The sequence below is a fragment of the Rhizobium sp. F40D2 genome (genome assembly GCF_051810745.2).
Classification (GTDB): domain Bacteria; phylum Pseudomonadota; class Alphaproteobacteria; order Rhizobiales; family Rhizobiaceae; genus Rhizobium.
Map to the genome: position 1 here is coordinate 1,349,000 of NZ_CM131436.1, position 17,201 is coordinate 1,366,200.

Annotated in this window: 17 protein-coding genes; 4 read left to right on the forward strand and 13 right to left on the reverse strand. The window is 61.9% G+C overall.

The features are described 5' to 3' along the window. Positions 1-216 precede the first annotated feature (216 nt). Genes ACS4RS_RS06590 through ACS4RS_RS06600 form a run of 3 tightly spaced genes read left to right on the forward strand, consistent with a single transcriptional unit; the run spans position 217 to position 3,484 of the window. Entirely contained in the window at positions 217-1,164 is a 948-nt protein-coding gene (locus ACS4RS_RS06590) for an ABC transporter permease subunit (RefSeq protein WP_439011626.1), read from the forward strand. A 3-nt stretch (positions 1,165-1,167) separates the two neighbouring features. Next, on the forward strand, positions 1,168-2,028 hold the full coding sequence (locus ACS4RS_RS06595; RefSeq protein ID WP_439011625.1) for an ABC transporter permease subunit: 861 nt from the start codon (positions 1,168-1,170) through the stop codon (positions 2,026-2,028). 31 nt (positions 2,029-2,059) lie between these two features. Continuing rightward, the gene (locus ACS4RS_RS06600) at positions 2,060-3,484 is read left to right on the forward strand and encodes an amidase (protein WP_439011624.1); all 1,425 of its coding nucleotides are present in this window, start codon (positions 2,060-2,062) and stop codon (positions 3,482-3,484) included. 59 nt (positions 3,485-3,543) lie between these two features. On the opposite strand, the gene ACS4RS_RS06605 is transcribed toward ACS4RS_RS06600, so the two are convergent. From ACS4RS_RS06605 to ACS4RS_RS06615, 3 genes are all read right to left on the reverse strand, one after another. Beyond that, on the reverse strand, positions 3,544-4,401 hold the full coding sequence (locus ACS4RS_RS06605; protein WP_439011623.1) for an NlpC/P60 family protein: 858 nt from the start codon (positions 4,399-4,401) through the stop codon (positions 3,544-3,546). A gap of 35 nt (positions 4,402-4,436) precedes the next feature. Beyond that, positions 4,437-4,787, reverse strand: a complete 351-nt coding sequence (locus ACS4RS_RS06610) for a MarR family transcriptional regulator (RefSeq protein WP_439011622.1) — start codon at positions 4,785-4,787, stop codon at positions 4,437-4,439. A 138-nt stretch (positions 4,788-4,925) separates the two neighbouring features. Continuing rightward, positions 4,926-6,317 carry a leucyl aminopeptidase family protein gene (locus ACS4RS_RS06615; RefSeq protein WP_439011621.1) on the reverse strand — a complete coding sequence of 464 codons (1,392 nt, stop codon included), beginning with the start codon at positions 6,315-6,317 and terminating at the stop codon, positions 4,926-4,928. Between the two features lie 144 nt (positions 6,318-6,461). On the opposite strand from ACS4RS_RS06615, the gene ACS4RS_RS06620 reads away from it, so the two are divergent. Then, complete coding sequence (locus ACS4RS_RS06620) at positions 6,462-7,298, forward strand: tetratricopeptide repeat protein (RefSeq protein WP_439011620.1); 837 nt, start codon at positions 6,462-6,464, stop codon at positions 7,296-7,298. 31 nt (positions 7,299-7,329) lie between these two features. Here the strand turns inward: ACS4RS_RS06620 and ACS4RS_RS06625 are convergent, their stop codons facing one another. The 10 genes from ACS4RS_RS06625 to ACS4RS_RS06670 all read right to left on the reverse strand — a co-directional run bounded on the left by ACS4RS_RS06625 (position 7,330) and on the right by ACS4RS_RS06670 (position 16,972). Continuing rightward, complete coding sequence (locus tag ACS4RS_RS06625; RefSeq protein WP_439011619.1) at positions 7,330-7,962, reverse strand: LysE family transporter; 633 nt, start codon at positions 7,960-7,962, stop codon at positions 7,330-7,332. Positions 7,963-8,035: 73 nt separating this feature from the next. Further along, positions 8,036-9,022, reverse strand: coding sequence for a type II secretion system F family protein (locus ACS4RS_RS06630; protein ID WP_439011618.1), 987 nt, complete (start codon positions 9,020-9,022; stop codon positions 8,036-8,038). A 15-nt stretch (positions 9,023-9,037) separates the two neighbouring features. Further along, positions 9,038-10,045, reverse strand: coding sequence for a type II secretion system F family protein (locus ACS4RS_RS06635; RefSeq protein ID WP_439011617.1), 1,008 nt, complete (start codon positions 10,043-10,045; stop codon positions 9,038-9,040). A gap of 5 nt (positions 10,046-10,050) precedes the next feature. Next, on the reverse strand, positions 10,051-11,526 hold the full coding sequence (locus ACS4RS_RS06640) for a CpaF family protein (protein ID WP_003589215.1): 1,476 nt from the start codon (positions 11,524-11,526) through the stop codon (positions 10,051-10,053). Positions 11,527-11,657: 131 nt separating this feature from the next. Beyond that, entirely contained in the window at positions 11,658-12,935 is a 1,278-nt protein-coding gene (locus ACS4RS_RS06645; RefSeq protein WP_439011616.1) for an AAA family ATPase, read from the reverse strand. 14 nt (positions 12,936-12,949) lie between these two features. Next, positions 12,950-13,708 carry a CpaD family pilus assembly protein gene (locus ACS4RS_RS06650; protein ID WP_439011615.1) on the reverse strand — a complete coding sequence of 253 codons (759 nt, stop codon included), beginning with the start codon at positions 13,706-13,708 and terminating at the stop codon, positions 12,950-12,952. Further along, a complete protein-coding gene (locus tag ACS4RS_RS06655) occupies positions 13,705-15,204 on the reverse strand; it encodes a type II and III secretion system protein family protein (protein WP_439011614.1) in 1,500 nt (499 codons plus the stop codon). The genes ACS4RS_RS06650 and ACS4RS_RS06655 overlap by 4 nt, the downstream gene beginning before the upstream one ends. 12 nt (positions 15,205-15,216) lie before the next feature. Beyond that, a complete protein-coding gene (gene cpaB / locus ACS4RS_RS06660) occupies positions 15,217-16,032 on the reverse strand; it encodes a Flp pilus assembly protein CpaB (RefSeq protein WP_439011613.1) in 816 nt (271 codons plus the stop codon). 110 nt (positions 16,033-16,142) lie between these two features. Continuing rightward, positions 16,143-16,655: an A24 family peptidase gene (locus ACS4RS_RS06665; RefSeq protein ID WP_449313921.1), complete on the reverse strand. Its 513-nt coding sequence runs from the start codon at positions 16,653-16,655 to the stop codon at positions 16,143-16,145. Between the two features lie 125 nt (positions 16,656-16,780). Further along, positions 16,781-16,972: a Flp family type IVb pilin gene (locus tag ACS4RS_RS06670; RefSeq protein WP_439011611.1), complete on the reverse strand. Its 192-nt coding sequence runs from the start codon at positions 16,970-16,972 to the stop codon at positions 16,781-16,783. Positions 16,973-17,201: the final 229 nt, after the last annotated feature.

Here is a 17,201-nt window from a genome sequence, read left to right on the forward strand (position 1 = left end):
CCCTCTCCCTCCCTCATTCCTGTGCTTGTCACAGGAATCCAGCGCGCCCAAGTCCTTGGGCGCAGGAGACTCCACTTTTTGTTCGAAAGTCATTCACCGCGCAGACGCGCGGTGGCTGGATTCCTGTGACAAGCACAGGAATGAGGGTGGGTGGGGTGGCCGTCGCATCACCTCGAAAACCCCGCGAGGAAGCCATCTCCTAACGGCAGCGCCCGTATGATCGCACTCCTCGCCCGCCGCTTCGTCGGTCTCCTTGTCACCCTCGTCATCGTCTCGCTGCTGATCTTCACGGTCATGGACCTCCTCCCCGGCGATCCCGCCTCGATCATGCTCGGCACCTCGGCAAGCCCGGAGACCTTAGCGGCGCTGCGTCACGATCTCGGGCTCGATCAGCCGCTCATCCTGCGTTACGGCCAATGGCTGGCCGGTGTATTCTCCGGCGACCTCGGCCAATCCTATACCTATGGCGTCCCGGTTGCCGGATTGATCGTCGAGCGACTGGCGGTGACGCTGCCGCTGGCGCTGATAGCGATCGTGCTTTCGGTGACGATCGCCTTGCCGCTCGGTGTGTTGGCAGCTTCGCGACGCGGCAGTGTCGTCGACATCATGGCAACGCTGTTTTCGCAGATCAGCATCGCCGTACCCGCCTTCTGGGTGGCGCTGCTACTGATCATCCTGTTTTCGACGATACTCGGGCTGATGCCGGCGGGCGGATTTCCAGGCTGGGGCGCCGGCCTTCTGCCGGCATTTCAGGCGCTTACCATGCCAGCCGTCGCGCTGGCGATGCCGCAGGCCGGCGTATTGACGCGCGTGGCGCGTTCAGCGGTGCGTGACACGATGCACGAGGATTTTGCCCGCACCGCGGTGGCCAAGGGGCTTTCGCGCAATGCCGTGCTGTGGCGGCATATCGTGCCGAACGCGCTGATCCCGATCTTCACCATGATCGGGCTGCAATTCACCTTTCTCGTCGCCGGCGCGGTGCTGGTGGAAAACGTCTTCAACCTGCCCGGCCTCGGGCGGCTTGCGCTTCAGGCGCTCTCCCAACGCGACATCATCGTGATGCAGGATGTCGTACTGTTCTTCGCGGCCCTCGTCATCGTGATGAATTTCATCGTCGATCTCTCCTACCTGGCGATCGATCCCAGGATGAGAAAGGCGGGCTGACGCATGGTACCGATCACATCCGTCGCAATTGCCAGCCGTCGGGCCTTAAAGATTAGCCGGCGAATTAACCTGATTTCGGGCGCGGTGATTGTCGGCCTGCTGGTCGCCGTTGCGCTGCTGTCGCTCGTCTGGACGCCGCTGCCGCCGGCGAAAATGCAGATCACCCACAAGCTGCAGCCGCCCCTTGCCTTCGGCCTGCTCGGCACGGACCAGTTCGGCCGCGACGTGCTTTCGATGCTGATGGCGGGGTGCTGGAATTCGCTGTCGATCGCAATCACCGCGGTGGCTATTGGGGGGATGCTCGGCTCGATCGCCGGCATTTCGGCGGCGGCCATTCGCGGCCCTTTCGAAGCGCTGCTGATGCGCAGCTGCGACGTGATCTTCGCATTGCCGCCGATCCTTTCCGCCATGATCCTTGGCGCCTTTCTCGGTCCTGGCCGCTTCACCGCGATTACCGCGATCGCGGTCTTCATGATCCCGGTCTTTGCCCGCGTGACGCTTGCGACCTCGCTGCAGGCGTGGAGCCGCGATTATGTGACGGCAGCGCGCGCGATCGGCGATACGCGCCTGACGATTTCTCTCCGTCATGTGCTGCCGAATATAGCGAGCCAGATCATCGTGCATGGCGCAATCCAGCTCGGGCTGGCGATCCTGACCGAGGCGGGCCTCAGCTTCCTCGGGCTCGGCATGGCGCCGCCGGCTCCGACCTGGGGCCGGATGCTTGCCGATGCGCAAACCTATCTGGCGCTGGCGCCCTGGCTGGCGATCCTGCCCGGCCTTGCCATCGCGATCACCGTCTTCGGCTTCAACATGCTCGGCGACGGCCTGCGCGACCTGCTCGACCCGCGCGAAGCGAGCCGCTGATGTCCTCCCAAGACGAAACGAAGACCAAGCCATGACCGATACCGACTTCACCATCCGCGAACTCAGGCAACGCTTCGGCGATAAAAGCCTCTCCCCTCTCGAATACTGGCTCGCCCTCGAAGATCATATCGCAGTCTGGGAGCCTTCGATTTCGGCACTCTACCTCTACGATCCGGAAGCGGCACGCGCGCAGGCGCAGGCTTCGACAGAGCGCTGGGCGAAGGGACAAACGCTCGGCGTCCTCGACGGAATTCCGGTGACGCTGAAGGAACTGATCGCCACGAAGGGCCAGCCGGTGCCGCTTGGCACAAAGGCGGTGGAATTGACACTGGCGGATGCCGATGCGCCCGCCGCCGCGCGGCTTCGGGAAGACGGCGCGGTGATCTTCGCCAAGACCACCTGCCCCGATTACGGCATGCTTTCCTCCGGTCTTTCGAGCTTTCATCCCCTCAGCCGCAACCCCTGGAACACGACGCAGAATCCAGGCGGATCGAGCGCCGGGGCTTCCGCGGCGGCGGCGGCCGGTTACGGCCCGCTGCATATTGGCACGGATATTGGCGGCTCGGTGCGCCTTCCCGCCGGCTGGACCGGCATCTTCGGCTTCAAGCCGAGCCATGGGCGCATTCCGGCCGATCCCTATTACGTCGGACGCTGCATCGGGCCGATGGCGCGCAGGGTCGAGGACGCGGCCATTTCCATGGCGACGCTGTCGCGGCCGGACTGGCGCGACGGCACCAGCCTGCCGCCGAACGATCTCAACTGGATGGATCTCGACCATGACGTGTCTGGCATGAGGATCGGGCTGATGCTCGATGCCGGCTGCGGGCTTGCGGTCGACGACGAGATCAAGGCCGCGGTCGAAGCGGCGGCGCGGCACTTCGAGAAGGCCGGCGCGACCATCATTGCCGCCCAGCCGGTCCTGACACGCGCGATGCTCGATGGGCTCGACAATTTCTGGCGCTCCCGCCTCTGGGGCGACATTGCGGAGTTCGACGAAGAGCGACGCAACGGCATCCTGCCCTATATAAGGGATTGGGCAGCCGGCGGCGCCGATATCAGCGGCGTCGATGCTGTCAGGGGTTTCAACCAGACGATCGAAATGCGCAAGAGCTGTGGACGGCTGTTTGCCAAGATCGACGCCCTGCTTTCGCCGACCAATCCTATCATCTCCTACCCGGCCGAATGGCCATCGCCAACCAATGATCCGGCCCTGCCCTTCGAACATATCGGTTTCACCGTGCCGTGGAATATGTCGGAGCAGCCGGCCGCCTCGATCAATTGCGGCTTCTCGCGATCCGGCATGCCAATCGGGCTACAGATCGTCGGGCCACGTTTCGATGACATGCTAGTGCTGAAACTCTCGAAGGCTTTCGAGGACTGGACGGGCGGGGTGAAATACTGGCCGCGGCCGGTTACAGCGCCGCGCGTCTTTCCAGAAGCGCAAAGGGCACTGTAAACTTTGAATTGCTGCATAATTTCATCCTCAAATCGATGCGGATTTAAGGAATTATCCAGTCAGCTGATCGGGCGGCGATAACCGGTCGGCTGCTCGTAAAGCCAGCCGATGCGCTTGACGGCGGCTTCGAAATTCTCGCGCGCCACGGTCATGCTGTGGCCGTTGGCATGGAGGATTGTTTCCGGATTTTCGAAGACGGCGACATGCCCCTTCCAGAATACCAGATCACCGCGGCGGATTTCGGAGCGATTGATCGGCTCGCCGAGGCCAGTTGCCTGCATATCGGTATCGCGCGGCGCGTTCCGGCCCGTCATCTGCATCGCAAGCTGGACGAGGCCGGAGCAATCGATGCCGAGGCCGGAACGTCCGCCCCAGAGGTAGGGCGTTTCCAGGAAACGAGTGGCAATTTCGACATAGTCGGCGCCATCAAGAGCGCCGATCGGCTGGACGTGCTTCGAGAAGATCGCCGTGCCGTCTTCGAGCACCACATAATGGTTGCCGCGCGCTTCCGCCTCGCCGGCGACATGAACGCGGCTTCCCATCGACAGGATGCTCCGGTGCGGCTTGCGTAATTCCGGTTCCGGATAAACGAAGGTGCGTGGTACGCTGACGATATGGGTCGGCGCCGGCTTTCCCTCCGAGAGCGCCTCCGCCTTGATATAACCCACATAGCCGTCCGAGGCGGCTTTCACCCAGCACCAGCCGTCGGCGCGATCGAAAACAGTCACGTCCTCGCCGAGAAGCAGCTCCGTGTCGATGCCGCGCGCAAGATCCGGTTCAGGGCGCAAGCCTACGACCGGAACGCCAATGCGGGCCGGAGCGCCCTCGACGAAGCGCGACGCCTCTACCTTGCCTTCGAGCCCCGCTTCGGCGAGATCGGGCCGATAGGCATGCAGGCGGCGGTCGAGCATCGTCATTGACGTTCCTTTCAGTTGGCCTTTCAGATGGCCTCTCAGAGCGGCAGCCGGCGGGCCTGATTACGGACGAGGTCTCCGAGCTTTTCCAGGTACAGCGCGCCGCCGACAGTGCGCTTGATGATCACGCTGCGCCGGTCAGCATCGTCGCGGACACGATCGACCAGGCCCATCTCGCCCATCGTGTCCAGAGCCCGCGTAATAACCGGCTTGGTGACCTCGAGTGTCGCGGCAAGCCCGCGCACCGTATGCGGCGGCGGCACCAGATAAATATGCAGCAGGATCGCCATCTGGCGCAACGTCAAATCGCGGTCATCGTGGCGAACCTGATCGAGCGCCACGCCATGCCAGAGCCCCAGCGCCTGCGAGGCGGTCAGTTCGATCGGCACGGCCCCTCCGGAAAATCGTTACGCTAACGTTTCATTTTCCGGCAGTTGCCATGGACATGCAAGAGGCGGCAGGAATTGCCGCCCGGCAGGGTGAATAAAATTTTAACGATTGGTGTGCCTCAGCCCTGTTTAAAGCTATCAGCGAAGGCTCTCGCGGATATGATGGAAGAGCGCGCGGATGGCTTGCGCTTCACCGCCGCCCGGCGAATGCGGTCGCTCGGATTGCGCCCAGCCGTAAATGTCGAAATGCGCCCAGCTCTTCGCCTTGCCGACGAAACGCTTGAGGAAGAGGGCCGCGGTGATCGCCCCCGCCATGCCGCCGGCCGGCGCGTTGGTGAGATCGGCGAATTTGGTGCGGATATCCTTTTCGTAACCGGGATAGAGCGGCAGACGCCAGATCGGATCGTCCGTTTCCAGGCTCGCTTCGGTCAGGTCATGCGCCAGATTGGCGTCACCGGTGAAGAAGGGCGGGAGATCCGGACCGAGGGCGACACGGGCCGCACCCGTCAACGTCGCCATGTCGATCAGGAGATCGGGCTCTTCCTCGTCGGCATAGGCAAGCGCATCGGCAAGGATCAGACGGCCTTCGGCGTCGGTATTGTCGATCTGGACGGTCAGGCCCTTGCGGCTCTTATAGATGTCGCCGGGGCGGAAGGCATTGGACGAGATAGCGTTTTCGACAACCGGGACGATGACCCGCAGGTCGACCTTCAGCTTGGCGTCCATGATCATCAGGGCAAGGCCCATGACATTCGCCGCGCCGCCCATGTCCTTTTTCATCAGCAGCATGGAGGCGGCGGGCTTGATATCGAGGCCGCCGGTATCAAAGCAGACGCCCTTACCGACGAGTGTCACCTTGCGATGCCCCTTCTTGCCCCAGCGCAGTTCGAGAAGGCGCGGCGCATCGGCGCTGGCGCGGCCGACCGTATGGACGAGCGGGAAATTCTGCTCGAGCAGCTCATCGCCCGTTATGACGGATACATCAGCCTTGTAATGTGCGGCCAGGCCACGGAAGACGGTTTCGAGCTGGTTCGGTCCCATGTCGTTCGTCGGCGTATTGATGAGGTCGCGGGCGAGAAAGACTCCGGCGAGCTGGCGCTTGATGTCGGCACTGTCGGCGTCGCGGGGGATCATCAGCGTCGCCGCCGGCGATTTTTCAGACTTGTAGCGGTCGAAACGATAGCTGCCGAGACCGAAACCGAGAGCCAGGCGGTTTGCCGTCAGCGGTGCGGTCTCGATGTGCCAGTCGCCGGCTGGCAGCGCCCGGGCGAGCCTGCCGGTGATGTAAGGCTGCTCGGATGGATTGGTGCCGAGGCCAAAAAGCGCGCCGCCGAGATGGCCTTCGGCCGTCGGGATCAACAGCAGCGAGCCGCTTTCGGCCTTGTAGCCCGCCCTCTGCGCCCAATCGAGCGCGATCGGATCGATCGTGCCGGTCTCGATATGGGCGGGCGTGACCGCAAAGATCGGCAGCGTCGAACCGCCCTTCGCGTTGAAAGGGGTCGGTCTCTCGATAAACTGATAGGGGGCCATGATTGTCCTTCGGCGGTCGCAAGGAATCACTCCTTAACGGTCTGTTAGGGTTAACAGACTATTGCTGGAGCGAAGATTGCGTCAAACCTTTCCCTGTTCCGCTTCGAGGTCAGGCGCCGATTTCGGAATCCAGGGAAACGCGTCATGCCGGCCTCGCTCACCACCACATTCACCAATCGTATCCTGCAGGGCGCTGCGGCATCGCTGATCGTCCTGGCACTTGCCGGCTGCTCGACGACCAAGGATCGGATGACGACCGGCTCGGTGCCGAAGCTTACCAAGCCGGTCGAAGAAATGGACGCGACCGAGCTGCGCTCAGCAACCGACCGGCTCGGCCGGGCCTATGAAAAGAACCCGCGCGATCCCGTCACCGGCGTCAGCTATGCCAATCTGCTGCGCATGAACGGCCGTGACGCGCAGGCGCTCGCCGTCATGCAGCAGGTGGCGATCAGCAATCCCGCCGACCGCAGCGTGCTGGCCGCATACGGCAAGGCGCAGGCGGCGGCCGGCCAGTTCCAGCAGGCGCTCGACACGATTGGCCGCGCCCAGACACCCGATCGTCCGGATTGGAAGCTGATCTCGGCCGAAGGCGCGATCCTCGACCAGATGGGCCGGGCAAGCGATGCCCGGCAGCGCTACCGCGACGCGCTCGACATACAGCCGAACGAGCCCTCCATCCTTTCCAATCTCGGCATGTCCTATGTGCTGACGGGCGATCTGCGCACCGCTGAAACCTACCTGCGCTCCGCTGCCAGCCAACCCACAGCCGACAGCCGCGTCAGGCAGAACCTTGCCCTCGTCGTCGGCCTGCAGGGACGTTTCCCGGAGGCCGAGCAGATCGCGCGGCGCGAACTCTCGCCGCAGCAGGCCGATGCCAATGTCGCCTACCTCCGCGGCATGCTCTCGCAGCGGAATTCCTGGCAGAAGCTTGCCGCCAAGGACAAGACGCCGGGTGCCGCGGACGGCAGCAACACCAACTGAGATAACCCCTCACACCTTTCGCCATCCTGCTCTAGCGGGCGCTGAGGCCCGACAGAATGAGACGAAGTCCGAGGCCGCCCATGACGACACCGGCGGTCCGGTCGATCCAGCTCTTCGCGGCGAGATAGAGGCGCCGCGGATGGCGGGCCGAAAATGCCATCGCCACGATCGAATACCAGCCCGCTTCCACCGCAAAAACGCCGAGCGGCAGCGCAATTATGAGATCGAGCGGCACCGTCCTCGGAAGAAGCGCGGCAAAGAGGCTGGCATAGACGATGATGGTCTTCGGGTTGCTGAGCTGGGTCAGCAGCGCGGTCATGAAGCTGCGCCTCGGTGCGCGGTGGCTATCGCCTGCGTCGGAGACCTCCAGCGGCTGTCCAGCACCTCTCCAGATATTGACGGCGATATAAATGAGATAGGCGCCGCCTGCGACCTTCAGCAAGATATAGAGCCACTCGAACTGCGACAGCAGCGCCGTCAGGCCGGCGAGCGCCAATACGGCAAAAACCACGCCGCCGGCGCCCATGCCGAGCGCGGCCGCGAGACCATCCAGCCGCGACCGCGAAATGGCAATCCTGGAGACGACCACGAAGCTCGGGCCGGGACTCATCGCTCCGACCACCAAAGCTGCTATGATGCTGATGAAAACGCCTGCGGAAGACATCCAAGAACCCTCGTACGAGATCGAACGTATCGCAGTATTCCTTAAATCGGAATCGATTTAACCGGCGGCAAGATCAGAACTTGTCTGACACCTGGATGCCGGCCGGGCCGAGAATGACGGCGATCAGCACCGGCAGGAAGAACAGGATCATCGGCACCGTCAATTTCGGCGGCAGGGCGGCCGCCTTCTTTTCCGCTTCGTTCATGCGCTCGTCGCGCCCTTCCTGGGCGAGAACACGCAACGCCTGCGCCACCGGAGTGCCGTAGCGGTCGGCCTGGATCAGCGCTTGCGTGACCGAGCGTACCAGCTCGATCTGGGTGCGCGTGGCAAGATTTTCGAGCGCCACGCGGCGATCCGGTAAGAAGGAGAGCTCGGCCGTGGTCAGCACCATCTCCTCGGCGAGCGCCGGCGACTGCTCGCCGAGTTCTTCCGAAACACGACGCATCGCCGCCTCGATCGAGATGCCGGATTCGACGCAGATCAGCATCAGGTCAAGCGCATCCGGCCAGGCACGTTTGATCGAGTGCTGACGCTTGCCCATGCGGTTCGAGATATAGATGTTCGGCGCATAGAAGCCGAGATAGCCGACGCCTATGACGGCAAAGAGGCGGATGGGCATGCCCCTTTCGGGCAGATTGCCGAGGCCGAAGACCCAGAAGGCGGCAAGCGCCAGGAAAAGGAACGGCAGCAGAAAACGCGCCACGAGGAACGTATTCAGCGCATTCTCCGAGCGAAAACCGGCAGCACGCAGTTTGTTGACGGTATTCTCGTCGACGAGCGCCTTGCGCAGGTTGAAGCGCTCGACGATCTGGCGGACCGAGCGATTGTTCTGGCTTCTGAGCGAAGCCTTGCCGGCGCCGGTTTCGGTGTTCATGCGGGCGCGTTCGCGTGCGCGGATCTGCTCGCGCTCGGTCGAAACGGCCTTCATGCGCTTGTTGAGATCGCCGCGCTCGAAGAAGGGGACGGCAATCGTATAAAACGTGGCAAAGACCGCGATCGCAACGAGGAGCGCGATCAGCATGCTCGGATTGGTCAGGGTTGCGGCAAGGTCCTGCGACATGGGGCGTCCTTCCGGCTAAATGTCAAAATTGACCATGTTGCGCATGACGAAGATGCCGATCGACATCCAGATCGCCGAGACGCCCATGATGAGATGGCCGCGTGGATCGGTGAAAAGGATCATCATGTAGCTCGGCGAGGTGAGATAGACGAGGGTCGCGACGATGAAGGGCAACGCACCGATGATGACGGCCGACGCCTTGGCTTCCATCGACAGCGCCGAGACCTTGGCCTTCATCTTCCTGCGCTCGCGTATCACCTTGGAAAGGTTGCCGATCGCTTCCGACAGATTGCCGCCAGCCTGCGACTGGATGGCGATGACGATGGCGAAGAAGCTGACTTCCTGGAGCGGCATGTGGGCCGTCATGCGGGCGCAGGCGTCGGGGATGCTGAGACCCACCTGCTGCGCCTCGATCACCCGCCGGAACTCGCTCTTCACAGGCTCGGTGCCTTCGGTGGCGATAAGACGGATCGCATCGTTGAGCGGCAGGCCTGATTTGATCGAGCGGGTGATGACGTCAAGCGCATTGGGGAGCTCATTGAGGAACTTGTTCTGGCGACGCTTGATCAGGAAGCCGACGATCCAGCGCGGCAGACCGAGACCGGCGACGACGGCGATCCCGAACATTACCATCAACGATACACCGATGAGGAACGCCATGAGCAGCAGCACGCAGGCGAAGATGGCGCTGAAGAGATAGAATTTCCCGACCGTGATCGTCAGGCCGGTCTGGACCAGCCGGGATTTCATCGTCAGGGTCTTCTTAGTCTTTTCGTGCTGGCGCTTTTCCAGATCTTTGAGATTGTCCTGCACCGATTTTCGGCGCTTCGACATTTCCTGCACCCGGTCGCGGGCAGCCTTGACTTTGACCCGGTCGCTTTCGGCCGATTTGACGCGGTCGATGCGGCTTGCCGATTTCTTGTCGGCCTCGATCCGGGAATACATCAGGGCATAGGCGACCGCCGCCGCGGAGACGGCGGCGAGCACGACGATTGCCAGTACTATCGGATCGAACCCGAACATCTCGCCTAGTCCTTCGATTTCGCTTCCATCGCGTCGAGGGCGGCGGCAAGGCGCTTTTCCTCGTTGAAGTAGCGGGCGCGATCCCAGAAATGCGGCTTGCCGACGCCGGTCGACATGTGACGGCCGATCAGGCGGCCGCCGGCATCTTCGCCTTCGATCTCGTAACGCATCAGGTCCTGGGTGATGATGACGTCGCCTTCCATGCCGATCACCTCGGTGATCTGGGTGATGCGGCGCGAACCGTCGCGAAGGCGCGCCGCCTGGACGATCACATCCACCGAGCTGGAGATGATTTCACGCACCGTCTTTGCCGGCAGGGTGAAGCCACCCATGGCGATCATCGATTCGATACGGCTCAGGCATTCGCGCGGCGTGTTGGCGTGGATGGTGCCCATCGAGCCGTCGTGACCGGTGTTCATCGCCTGCAGCAGGTCGAAAACTTCAGGTCCGCGCACTTCGCCGACGATGATGCGCTCGGGACGCATACGCAGGCAGTTCTTGACGAGATCACGCATGGTAATCTCGCCCTCGCCTTCGATATTCGGCGGGCGCGTTTCCAAACGCACGACATGCGGCTGCTGCAGCTGCAGTTCAGCCGTATCCTCGCAAGTGATGACGCGTTCATCCCTGTCGATATAGTTGGTGAGGCAGTTCAGCAGCGTCGTCTTGCCCGAGCCGGTACCGCCCGAAATGACGACATTGCAGCGCACCCGGCCGATGATCTGCAGCACGGTCGCGCCTTCAGCCGTGATCGCACCGAAACGGACGAGCTGATCGAGCGTCAGTTTGTCTTTCTTGAATTTGCGGATGGTGAGCGCCGGCCCGTCGATCGACAGCGGCGGCGCGATAACGTTGACGCGCGAGCCGTCAGGCAGGCGGGCGTCGCAGATCGGGCTCGATTCGTCGACGCGGCGGCCGACCTGGCTGACGATGCGCTGGCAGATGGAGAGAAGTTGCGCATTGTCGCGGAAGCGGATCTCCGATTCGATCGTCTTGCCGCCGACTTCGATGAAAGTCTGGCCGGCGCCGTTGACCATGATGTCGGCGATGTCGTCACGCGCCAGCAACGGCTCCAGCGGACCGTAGCCGAGGACGTCATTGCAGATATCCTCGAGCAGTTCTTCCTGCTCGGAGATCGACATCGCGAAGTTCTTGATGGTGATGATGTCGTTGACGATGTCGCGGATTTCCTCGCGCGCGCTTTCGCCGTCGAGCTTGGAAAGCTGCGAGAGATCGATCGTATCGATCAGCGCGGAAAAGACCTGCGCCTTGGTGTCGTAATATTCATCGGTGCGGACAGGGCGCTTGCGCTGCGGCGTCTGCATCGGTGGCGGCGTCACCTGCTGGCGCGCGGGCTCGCGCGAGGGCTCGACCAGAATGGAGGGGGAAGAGGCCGCAGGGGCGGCAGCCGGAGCCGGCGGCGGGGGAGCAATCGCCCCCCCGACCTTTCCGGACCCTTCATTTCCGCGTTTTCCAAACATGCCGCTTAATCCAATCTGCTTGTTCTAGAGCATTTCCGTTTTTCTCCGAGCCACGGAAATGCTCTATCTTTTTGTTTTCATGCAATTCTGGACGCAAAACCGCTGCACACTTTTGCTAGAATTGCTATTGTCTACTTGCGCTTCAGGAGGCCCAGCAGGCCGCCCTTCTTCGCCTTCCTGATGGCGACACGGCCGGTGACGATGTGCGAGATCTGCGAAAAAGTCTCCGCCGTCGGCGATTTCGGGTCGACTTCCGAGATCATCCGGCCGCTATTGGCGGCGTTGCCGAAAAGATTGATGTCGAAGGGGATGATCGCGATCGGATCGATCTCCAGCGGCTCACAGAAATCCGACGGTGAAATCTCCGGGCGTTTCGGCATACCGACCTGATTGAGGACGAGATACGGCGGCTTGTCGTTCGGCCGCATCTTGCGCAGCGCATCCAGCATGTTCTTGGCATTGCGCAGGTTGGCGAGATCGGGAACCGCGGTGATGACCACTTCGTCGACGCTCGACAGCACCGAGCGCGTCCATTCCGACCATGCATGCGGAACGTCGAGCACGGTGACGGGTGCGCTGCGCTGCAGGACATCGAGCACAGGCTGGAAAGCATGGCCGTCGAAATCATAGGCGCGGTCGAGCAGCGAGGGTGCTGCAAGCAGGGAAAGATGCTCCGAGCACTTCGTCAGCAGGCGGTCGAGGAAGACCTCGTCGAGACGATCGGGTGCGAAGACCGCTTCGGCGATGCCGAGCGCCGGATCCTGGTCGAAGTCGATGTTCGCCGTGCCATAGGGCAGGTCAAGATCGGCCAGGATCGTCTCGGTGGAGAAGAGATTGGAAATGCCGAAGGCGCAATTATGTGCGATGGTGGAAGCGCCGGTGCCGCCTTTCGAGCCGATAAAGGCGATGCTGCGGCCGAGCGGCTCTGCCTCCGGATCGACGAAGATCGAGGCCATCGCCGTCAGAATATCGGGCATGGCGACGGGCTGGACGATATATTCGGAAATGCCGTTACGGATAAGCTCGCGATAGAGCCCGATATCATTGTAATAGCCGACGATGACGACCTTGGTCGTCGGGTCGCACACGGCAGCGAGCGGCGCCAATTCATTGAGGAGGCTCCCGGAATTCGCTTTGGTCTCCAGAATGATCAGGTTCGGCGTCGGGGCGCCGGAAAACATATTGGCGGCAGCGGCGATGCCGCCGCTGGTGATGCGCAGGCTGACCTTGGCCATGCGTCGATCATTGGCGCAGCGTTCCATGACCTGCTGAAGAGCCTCGCTCTCGCAGAACGCATGCACGGAGATGCGTGGCAGCGGCCGCATATTTTCCAGGTCCGCCATGCGGACGGCCTCCTCGGCGTGGCGAAGCTCGCTCGGATTTTTGATTTCGTATTCGATCGCGCTCATCATCCCGTTCCGTCTCAGAAGCTGCTGTCGCTGCCGGTGACTTCTTCGATCGTCGATGTCGTCGTCCGGTATTCCTGAATTGCATTGTTGCGCCGCTGCGCGTCGATCGGCGTCATGCCGCGAGGGGCCACGAGATCCTCTGGATTGGCGATCTGGGCGGCGAGATTGTTCTGCGAGGCGCAGCCGAAATTATAATAATTCTGGTTGGTGAAATCGTTCGAGATGTCCTTCGGCCACTGGCCGCATTGGGTGGTGATCGCGGTGGTGCCGGTAAAGCTCAGCCGGATCGGCGCCGCGTCACCGGGACCGACCGCGGCATAGGAGGTATTGACGATTTTCGAGCTTGCGATTCCCCTTGAGGCCAGCTCGGCACGTACCTGATTGCGCAGCTGATAGGCTGCTGCCGAATTCGGCGAGCCTTGCGGCGACAGCACGTAAACCGGACCCGAGGCTCGGGCGATGTAGTTTGCGGCAAAACCGCGGATGAGGTCGCGCTGCGCGTTGGTCAGGCGGCGATCGGTGGAGGCAACGGGTATATCGACGGTCTGCTCCGCCTCGGTCACGATGATCGGGTGGCGGGCGCGATAGTCGTCGGGAATGCCGCCGGTCGTCAGCTGGTCGTGCGGGCCGGCGCATCCGGAAAGGACGGCCAGCGACATGGCAACCGTGGCAAAAAGCGCCTTTGAGATTCCGAGGCGGAGTATCGTCGAATTGATATGGGGCATCACCTGATCCCTGTTCTCTTCCATTGCTGCCGACCGTACGCCGCTCATTTGTAGATGAACCCGATGGAGCCATGGAACTGCGCGTCGGCAACCGGCGCCTCGCGGCGGCCATAGACTTTGTTGACTCGGTTGAGGAAGAAGGTCGCACCGTCGTTCTCGGGGCTGAAATTGTCGTCCGGCCGATTGAGTTGATTGCGCGCCACCGGACGCACCAGATAAGGCGTCGCGATGATGACAAGTTCGGTTTCCTGACGCTCGAAACCCTTTTGGCGGAAGAGGGTGCCGAGCAGCGGAATCTTCGAGACACCAGGCGTGCCGCCCATCGTCTGCGAGACGTTGTCGCGGATCAGACCGGCCAGCGCGATCGAGCCTCCCGAGGGCAGTTCCACCGAGGTCTCAGCCGAGCGACGCTGATAGGTCGCACCGCTGCTGCCGGCGACCGGCTCGGAGACATTGGTCTTGATCTGCAGACTGATGCGTCCCGATGAAAGCACGACCGGCTTGAAGGCGAGGTTGATACCGTAGTTGAATGGCACGACGGTTACGTTGCCGTTGCTGTCGGTTGTCGAATAGAGCTGTTGGCCGCCGGAATTGAAGGTCGCGGCCTGGCCCGATATTGCCGTCAGCGTCGGCTCGGCGAGCGTCTTGACGACCTTGGCCTGCTCCAGCGCGTTGAGGTAGGTCGAAATGTCGTATTTTCCGATCGAGCTCTTGAAGAGCGCCGCCAGGCCGCCGCCAACGACGGATGCGGCGCTGTCGGCGCTGGGGCTGCCGAGCTGGGCGACCGTCATGCCGGAGGAATTGGAAACCAGATTGTCGAAGCCGAGCTGCTTCAGCACCTCGCGGCGGACCTCGGCGATCGTCACTTTCAGGGTGACCTGGTCTTCGCCTTCGATCTGCAGCAGGTTGACGACCTGCGAGGTCTGGCGGCCTTCGGCAAAGAGCGCCACCGAGCTGTCGCCGCCGGTACCCGATGCCGTCTCGGTTCTGGTCGTCGCCTCGCCGCCCTTCAGGAAGACCTGCGCCAGATCGGCCGCCTGCGTGGCATCCTGCGGCGTGCGCACGGTGCCGGTCAGCACGATGTTGTCGGAGACGATTTCGACATTGATGTTGGAGTCTGGAATGAAACGGTGGAGATTGACTTCGAGGCCGGAAACATCGCGCTCGATCTCGATGTCGAGATTGACGATCTCCTGCCCGCCGGCGCCGAAAACGAAAATATTCGTCTGGCCGACCTTCTTGCCGAACAGATAGATGCGCCGCGAGGTTCGGGTGACGGCATCGGCCATGGTCGGATCGGAAACAAGAATATCATGCGCATCCTCGGGCAGATCGACGACGACGGCCTTGTTCAGCCCGAGCTTCAGCCGGCGGTGGGCGTCGCGGCCGGTCTGGGAGATGCGGACCAGATTTTCGGAATCGGCACGTGCCTCGCTTGACCCTAGAAGCTGCGCGAAAAAGGCCGGAACGATGCCGGAGACGCAGACCGCGAGCGAGATAAGACCTGTGAGGAGAAGCCCGGCGCGCCGCGTTGAATTGCCCATTTGCACGTTCTTTTACTCCGCCTTCGGCGCTGCGCTGGCATCGGTGACGATGGCGCCCGATTTGATGACCTGAATGCTCGCACTGCCGTTGTCGCCGCTCAGCAGATAGTCGGCAGCGCTGGTATCCTGCTCCTGCGCATCGGCGACCGAGCGCAGCGCCAGCGACAGCCGGTCCGCCATCTGCTGGGCGACGGCGAGAACCTTGGTCTGATCCGGCGTGAGCTCGAGTGTGGCGGTCGTGCCGACCACGGCCTTCGAGCCATCGTCCTTTTCCTGGATCTGCTGGTCGATGGCGAGGACGCGGACATTGCTCAGCACGGTTTCGGTGATGAGCTTATTGGCCTCTGTGCCCTTGCGGACCATGATGACGTCGACGCGGTCGTTCGGCAGGATGAAGCCGCCGGCACCCGTCGCCACCGATATTTCGGTCGCGACGGCGCGCTTGCCGGCCGGCAAGAGCGAGGAAAGGATGCGGCTGTTGGAATCGGCGACTTTTTCCGGCCGGATCGGTTCGCCTTCGAAAATCGGCAGACGCACGACGGCACCCTGCAGATCCTTGATCGCGTCCGGCTTCTCGGCTTCGGTGATCAGGCCCGGGACGACACCGCCCTGCGGCCAGGGCATCCAATGAACCGACTTATCATCGAGCCTTTCGCCGACCGCCAGATTGGCGCTGGAGACGAGGATATTGACGGTCGGCTCTTTCTCGATGACCGACTGAACCTGGGTGACGACACCACCATTGCCCGCCATTTGCATCGCCAGGAAGCCGGCGAGGCCGGCTGCCACCACGGCGACAGCTAGGATTATAAGGCGGGCCGGTTTCATCGATCATTCCTCAGGGCACGATATGTTCGCCCTGCAGAATGCTCAGCAATTGGTATAATTATGGTTAATGGAACGCTTACATTTTAAGTTAACGGGCATTTAAAATGCCGTTATTTCAAGCTTTCCAGCGTGGCGAGGAAGAGCGGCGAGGACGGGAAGGCCATGAAGCCGCCAATCGCGATCGCAATGCCATAGGGGATCTTCTTGGCGCATAGGACCGAATTCGGCACCGGCAGGCCGATAGCGAGGATCGTGTTCGATTGTGCTCTCACCAGCAGGATCAGCAAGGTGATCAAGCCGCCGATGATGGCAACATCGGTCATCAAGAAAAGAAGGGATCCGTTCAGACCGAACCAGAGCGCGGTGGCGCTCAACAGTTTGGCGTCGCCGCCGCCCATCACATTGAAGGCAAAAAGAGCGAAGCAGGCGGAAAAGACGATGGCGGCGGCGGCGAGATGCATGCCGATCGTCTGCAAGGCAAGGCCGGACAGGGGCGCGAGAACGAAGAAGGAGGCGATGAGGATCAGGGAAACGCGGTTCGGAATCGTCATGGTGAACAGATCCGAGAAGGCCGCCATGGCGAGGCAGAGTGGCAGGATGACAAAGACTGCAGCTGCGATCATGCGTATACCCGATTCTGAAACATGATGCGAAAAGGCTCACGGCCGTTCAGCCTGTGAGCCCGCTCTTAGTTCGGCCGGAGCAAATCCCGCCAGCATAACGGACGCCGCTGGCGGCGTCCCTGTGCTTACTGGCCGCTAGCAGCGGTGGCGGCTCCATCCATACGGTCGCTCAGGTTGTTGAACGTGTCGCCGATCTTGCCGCCGAGAGCCGTTGCGCCGGTGATGAGCGCTACGGAAATGAGGGCGGCGATCAGGCCGTATTCGATTGCGGTCGCGCCGGATTCGTCCTTCAGAAAACGGCTAAAAAGCTTGGTCATGGTAACTCCTAACTCCAGTTGATGTTCAGCACGTCCGCCAACTGTTGCCGTTGATCGGATGACTGCAACCTAGCGAATGGGCGTTTCCATCGGCTTAAGGAAAAGAGTTAACGAGATTTGAACGAGACAACATGCCTTTGTAGAGTAAGTATTTTCTTACGGGCTTACCTCAATATTTAACAATATTCCCGCTATATCAGCTGCATTCATCCGGAAATAGCACACGGCA

Excerpts from the sequence above, each read along its gene's own strand:
- ACS4RS_RS06665 (WP_449313921.1), bottom strand. The coding sequence starts at position 16,655 with ATGATCGCAGCTGCAGTCTTTGTCATCCTGCCACTCTGCCTCGCCATG.
- ACS4RS_RS06620 (WP_439011620.1), top strand. The coding sequence starts at position 6,462 with ATGCCGGCCTCGCTCACCACCACATTCACCAATCGTATCCTGCAGGGC.
- ACS4RS_RS06670 (WP_439011611.1), bottom strand. The coding sequence starts at position 16,972 with ATGACCAAGCTTTTTAGCCGTTTTCTGAAGGACGAATCCGGCGCGACC.
- ACS4RS_RS06595 (WP_439011625.1), top strand. The coding sequence starts at position 1,168 with ATGGTACCGATCACATCCGTCGCAATTGCCAGCCGTCGGGCCTTAAAG.
- ACS4RS_RS06640 (WP_003589215.1), bottom strand. The coding sequence starts at position 11,526 with ATGTTTGGAAAACGCGGAAATGAAGGGTCCGGAAAGGTCGGGGGGGCG.
- ACS4RS_RS06650 (WP_439011615.1), bottom strand. The coding sequence starts at position 13,708 with ATGAGCGGCGTACGGTCGGCAGCAATGGAAGAGAACAGGGATCAGGTG.
- ACS4RS_RS06605 (WP_439011623.1), bottom strand. The coding sequence starts at position 4,401 with ATGACGATGCTCGACCGCCGCCTGCATGCCTATCGGCCCGATCTCGCC.
- cpaB (WP_439011613.1), bottom strand. The coding sequence starts at position 16,032 with ATGAAACCGGCCCGCCTTATAATCCTAGCTGTCGCCGTGGTGGCAGCC.
- ACS4RS_RS06615 (WP_439011621.1), bottom strand. The coding sequence starts at position 6,317 with ATGGCCCCCTATCAGTTTATCGAGAGACCGACCCCTTTCAACGCGAAG.
- ACS4RS_RS06645 (WP_439011616.1), bottom strand. The coding sequence starts at position 12,935 with ATGAGCGCGATCGAATACGAAATCAAAAATCCGAGCGAGCTTCGCCAC.
- ACS4RS_RS06590 (WP_439011626.1), top strand. The coding sequence starts at position 217 with ATGATCGCACTCCTCGCCCGCCGCTTCGTCGGTCTCCTTGTCACCCTC.
- ACS4RS_RS06625 (WP_439011619.1), bottom strand. The coding sequence starts at position 7,962 with ATGTCTTCCGCAGGCGTTTTCATCAGCATCATAGCAGCTTTGGTGGTC.
- ACS4RS_RS06630 (WP_439011618.1), bottom strand. The coding sequence starts at position 9,022 with ATGTCGCAGGACCTTGCCGCAACCCTGACCAATCCGAGCATGCTGATC.
- ACS4RS_RS06635 (WP_439011617.1), bottom strand. The coding sequence starts at position 10,045 with ATGTTCGGGTTCGATCCGATAGTACTGGCAATCGTCGTGCTCGCCGCC.
- ACS4RS_RS06655 (WP_439011614.1), bottom strand. The coding sequence starts at position 15,204 with ATGGGCAATTCAACGCGGCGCGCCGGGCTTCTCCTCACAGGTCTTATC.
- ACS4RS_RS06600 (WP_439011624.1), top strand. The coding sequence starts at position 2,060 with ATGACCGATACCGACTTCACCATCCGCGAACTCAGGCAACGCTTCGGC.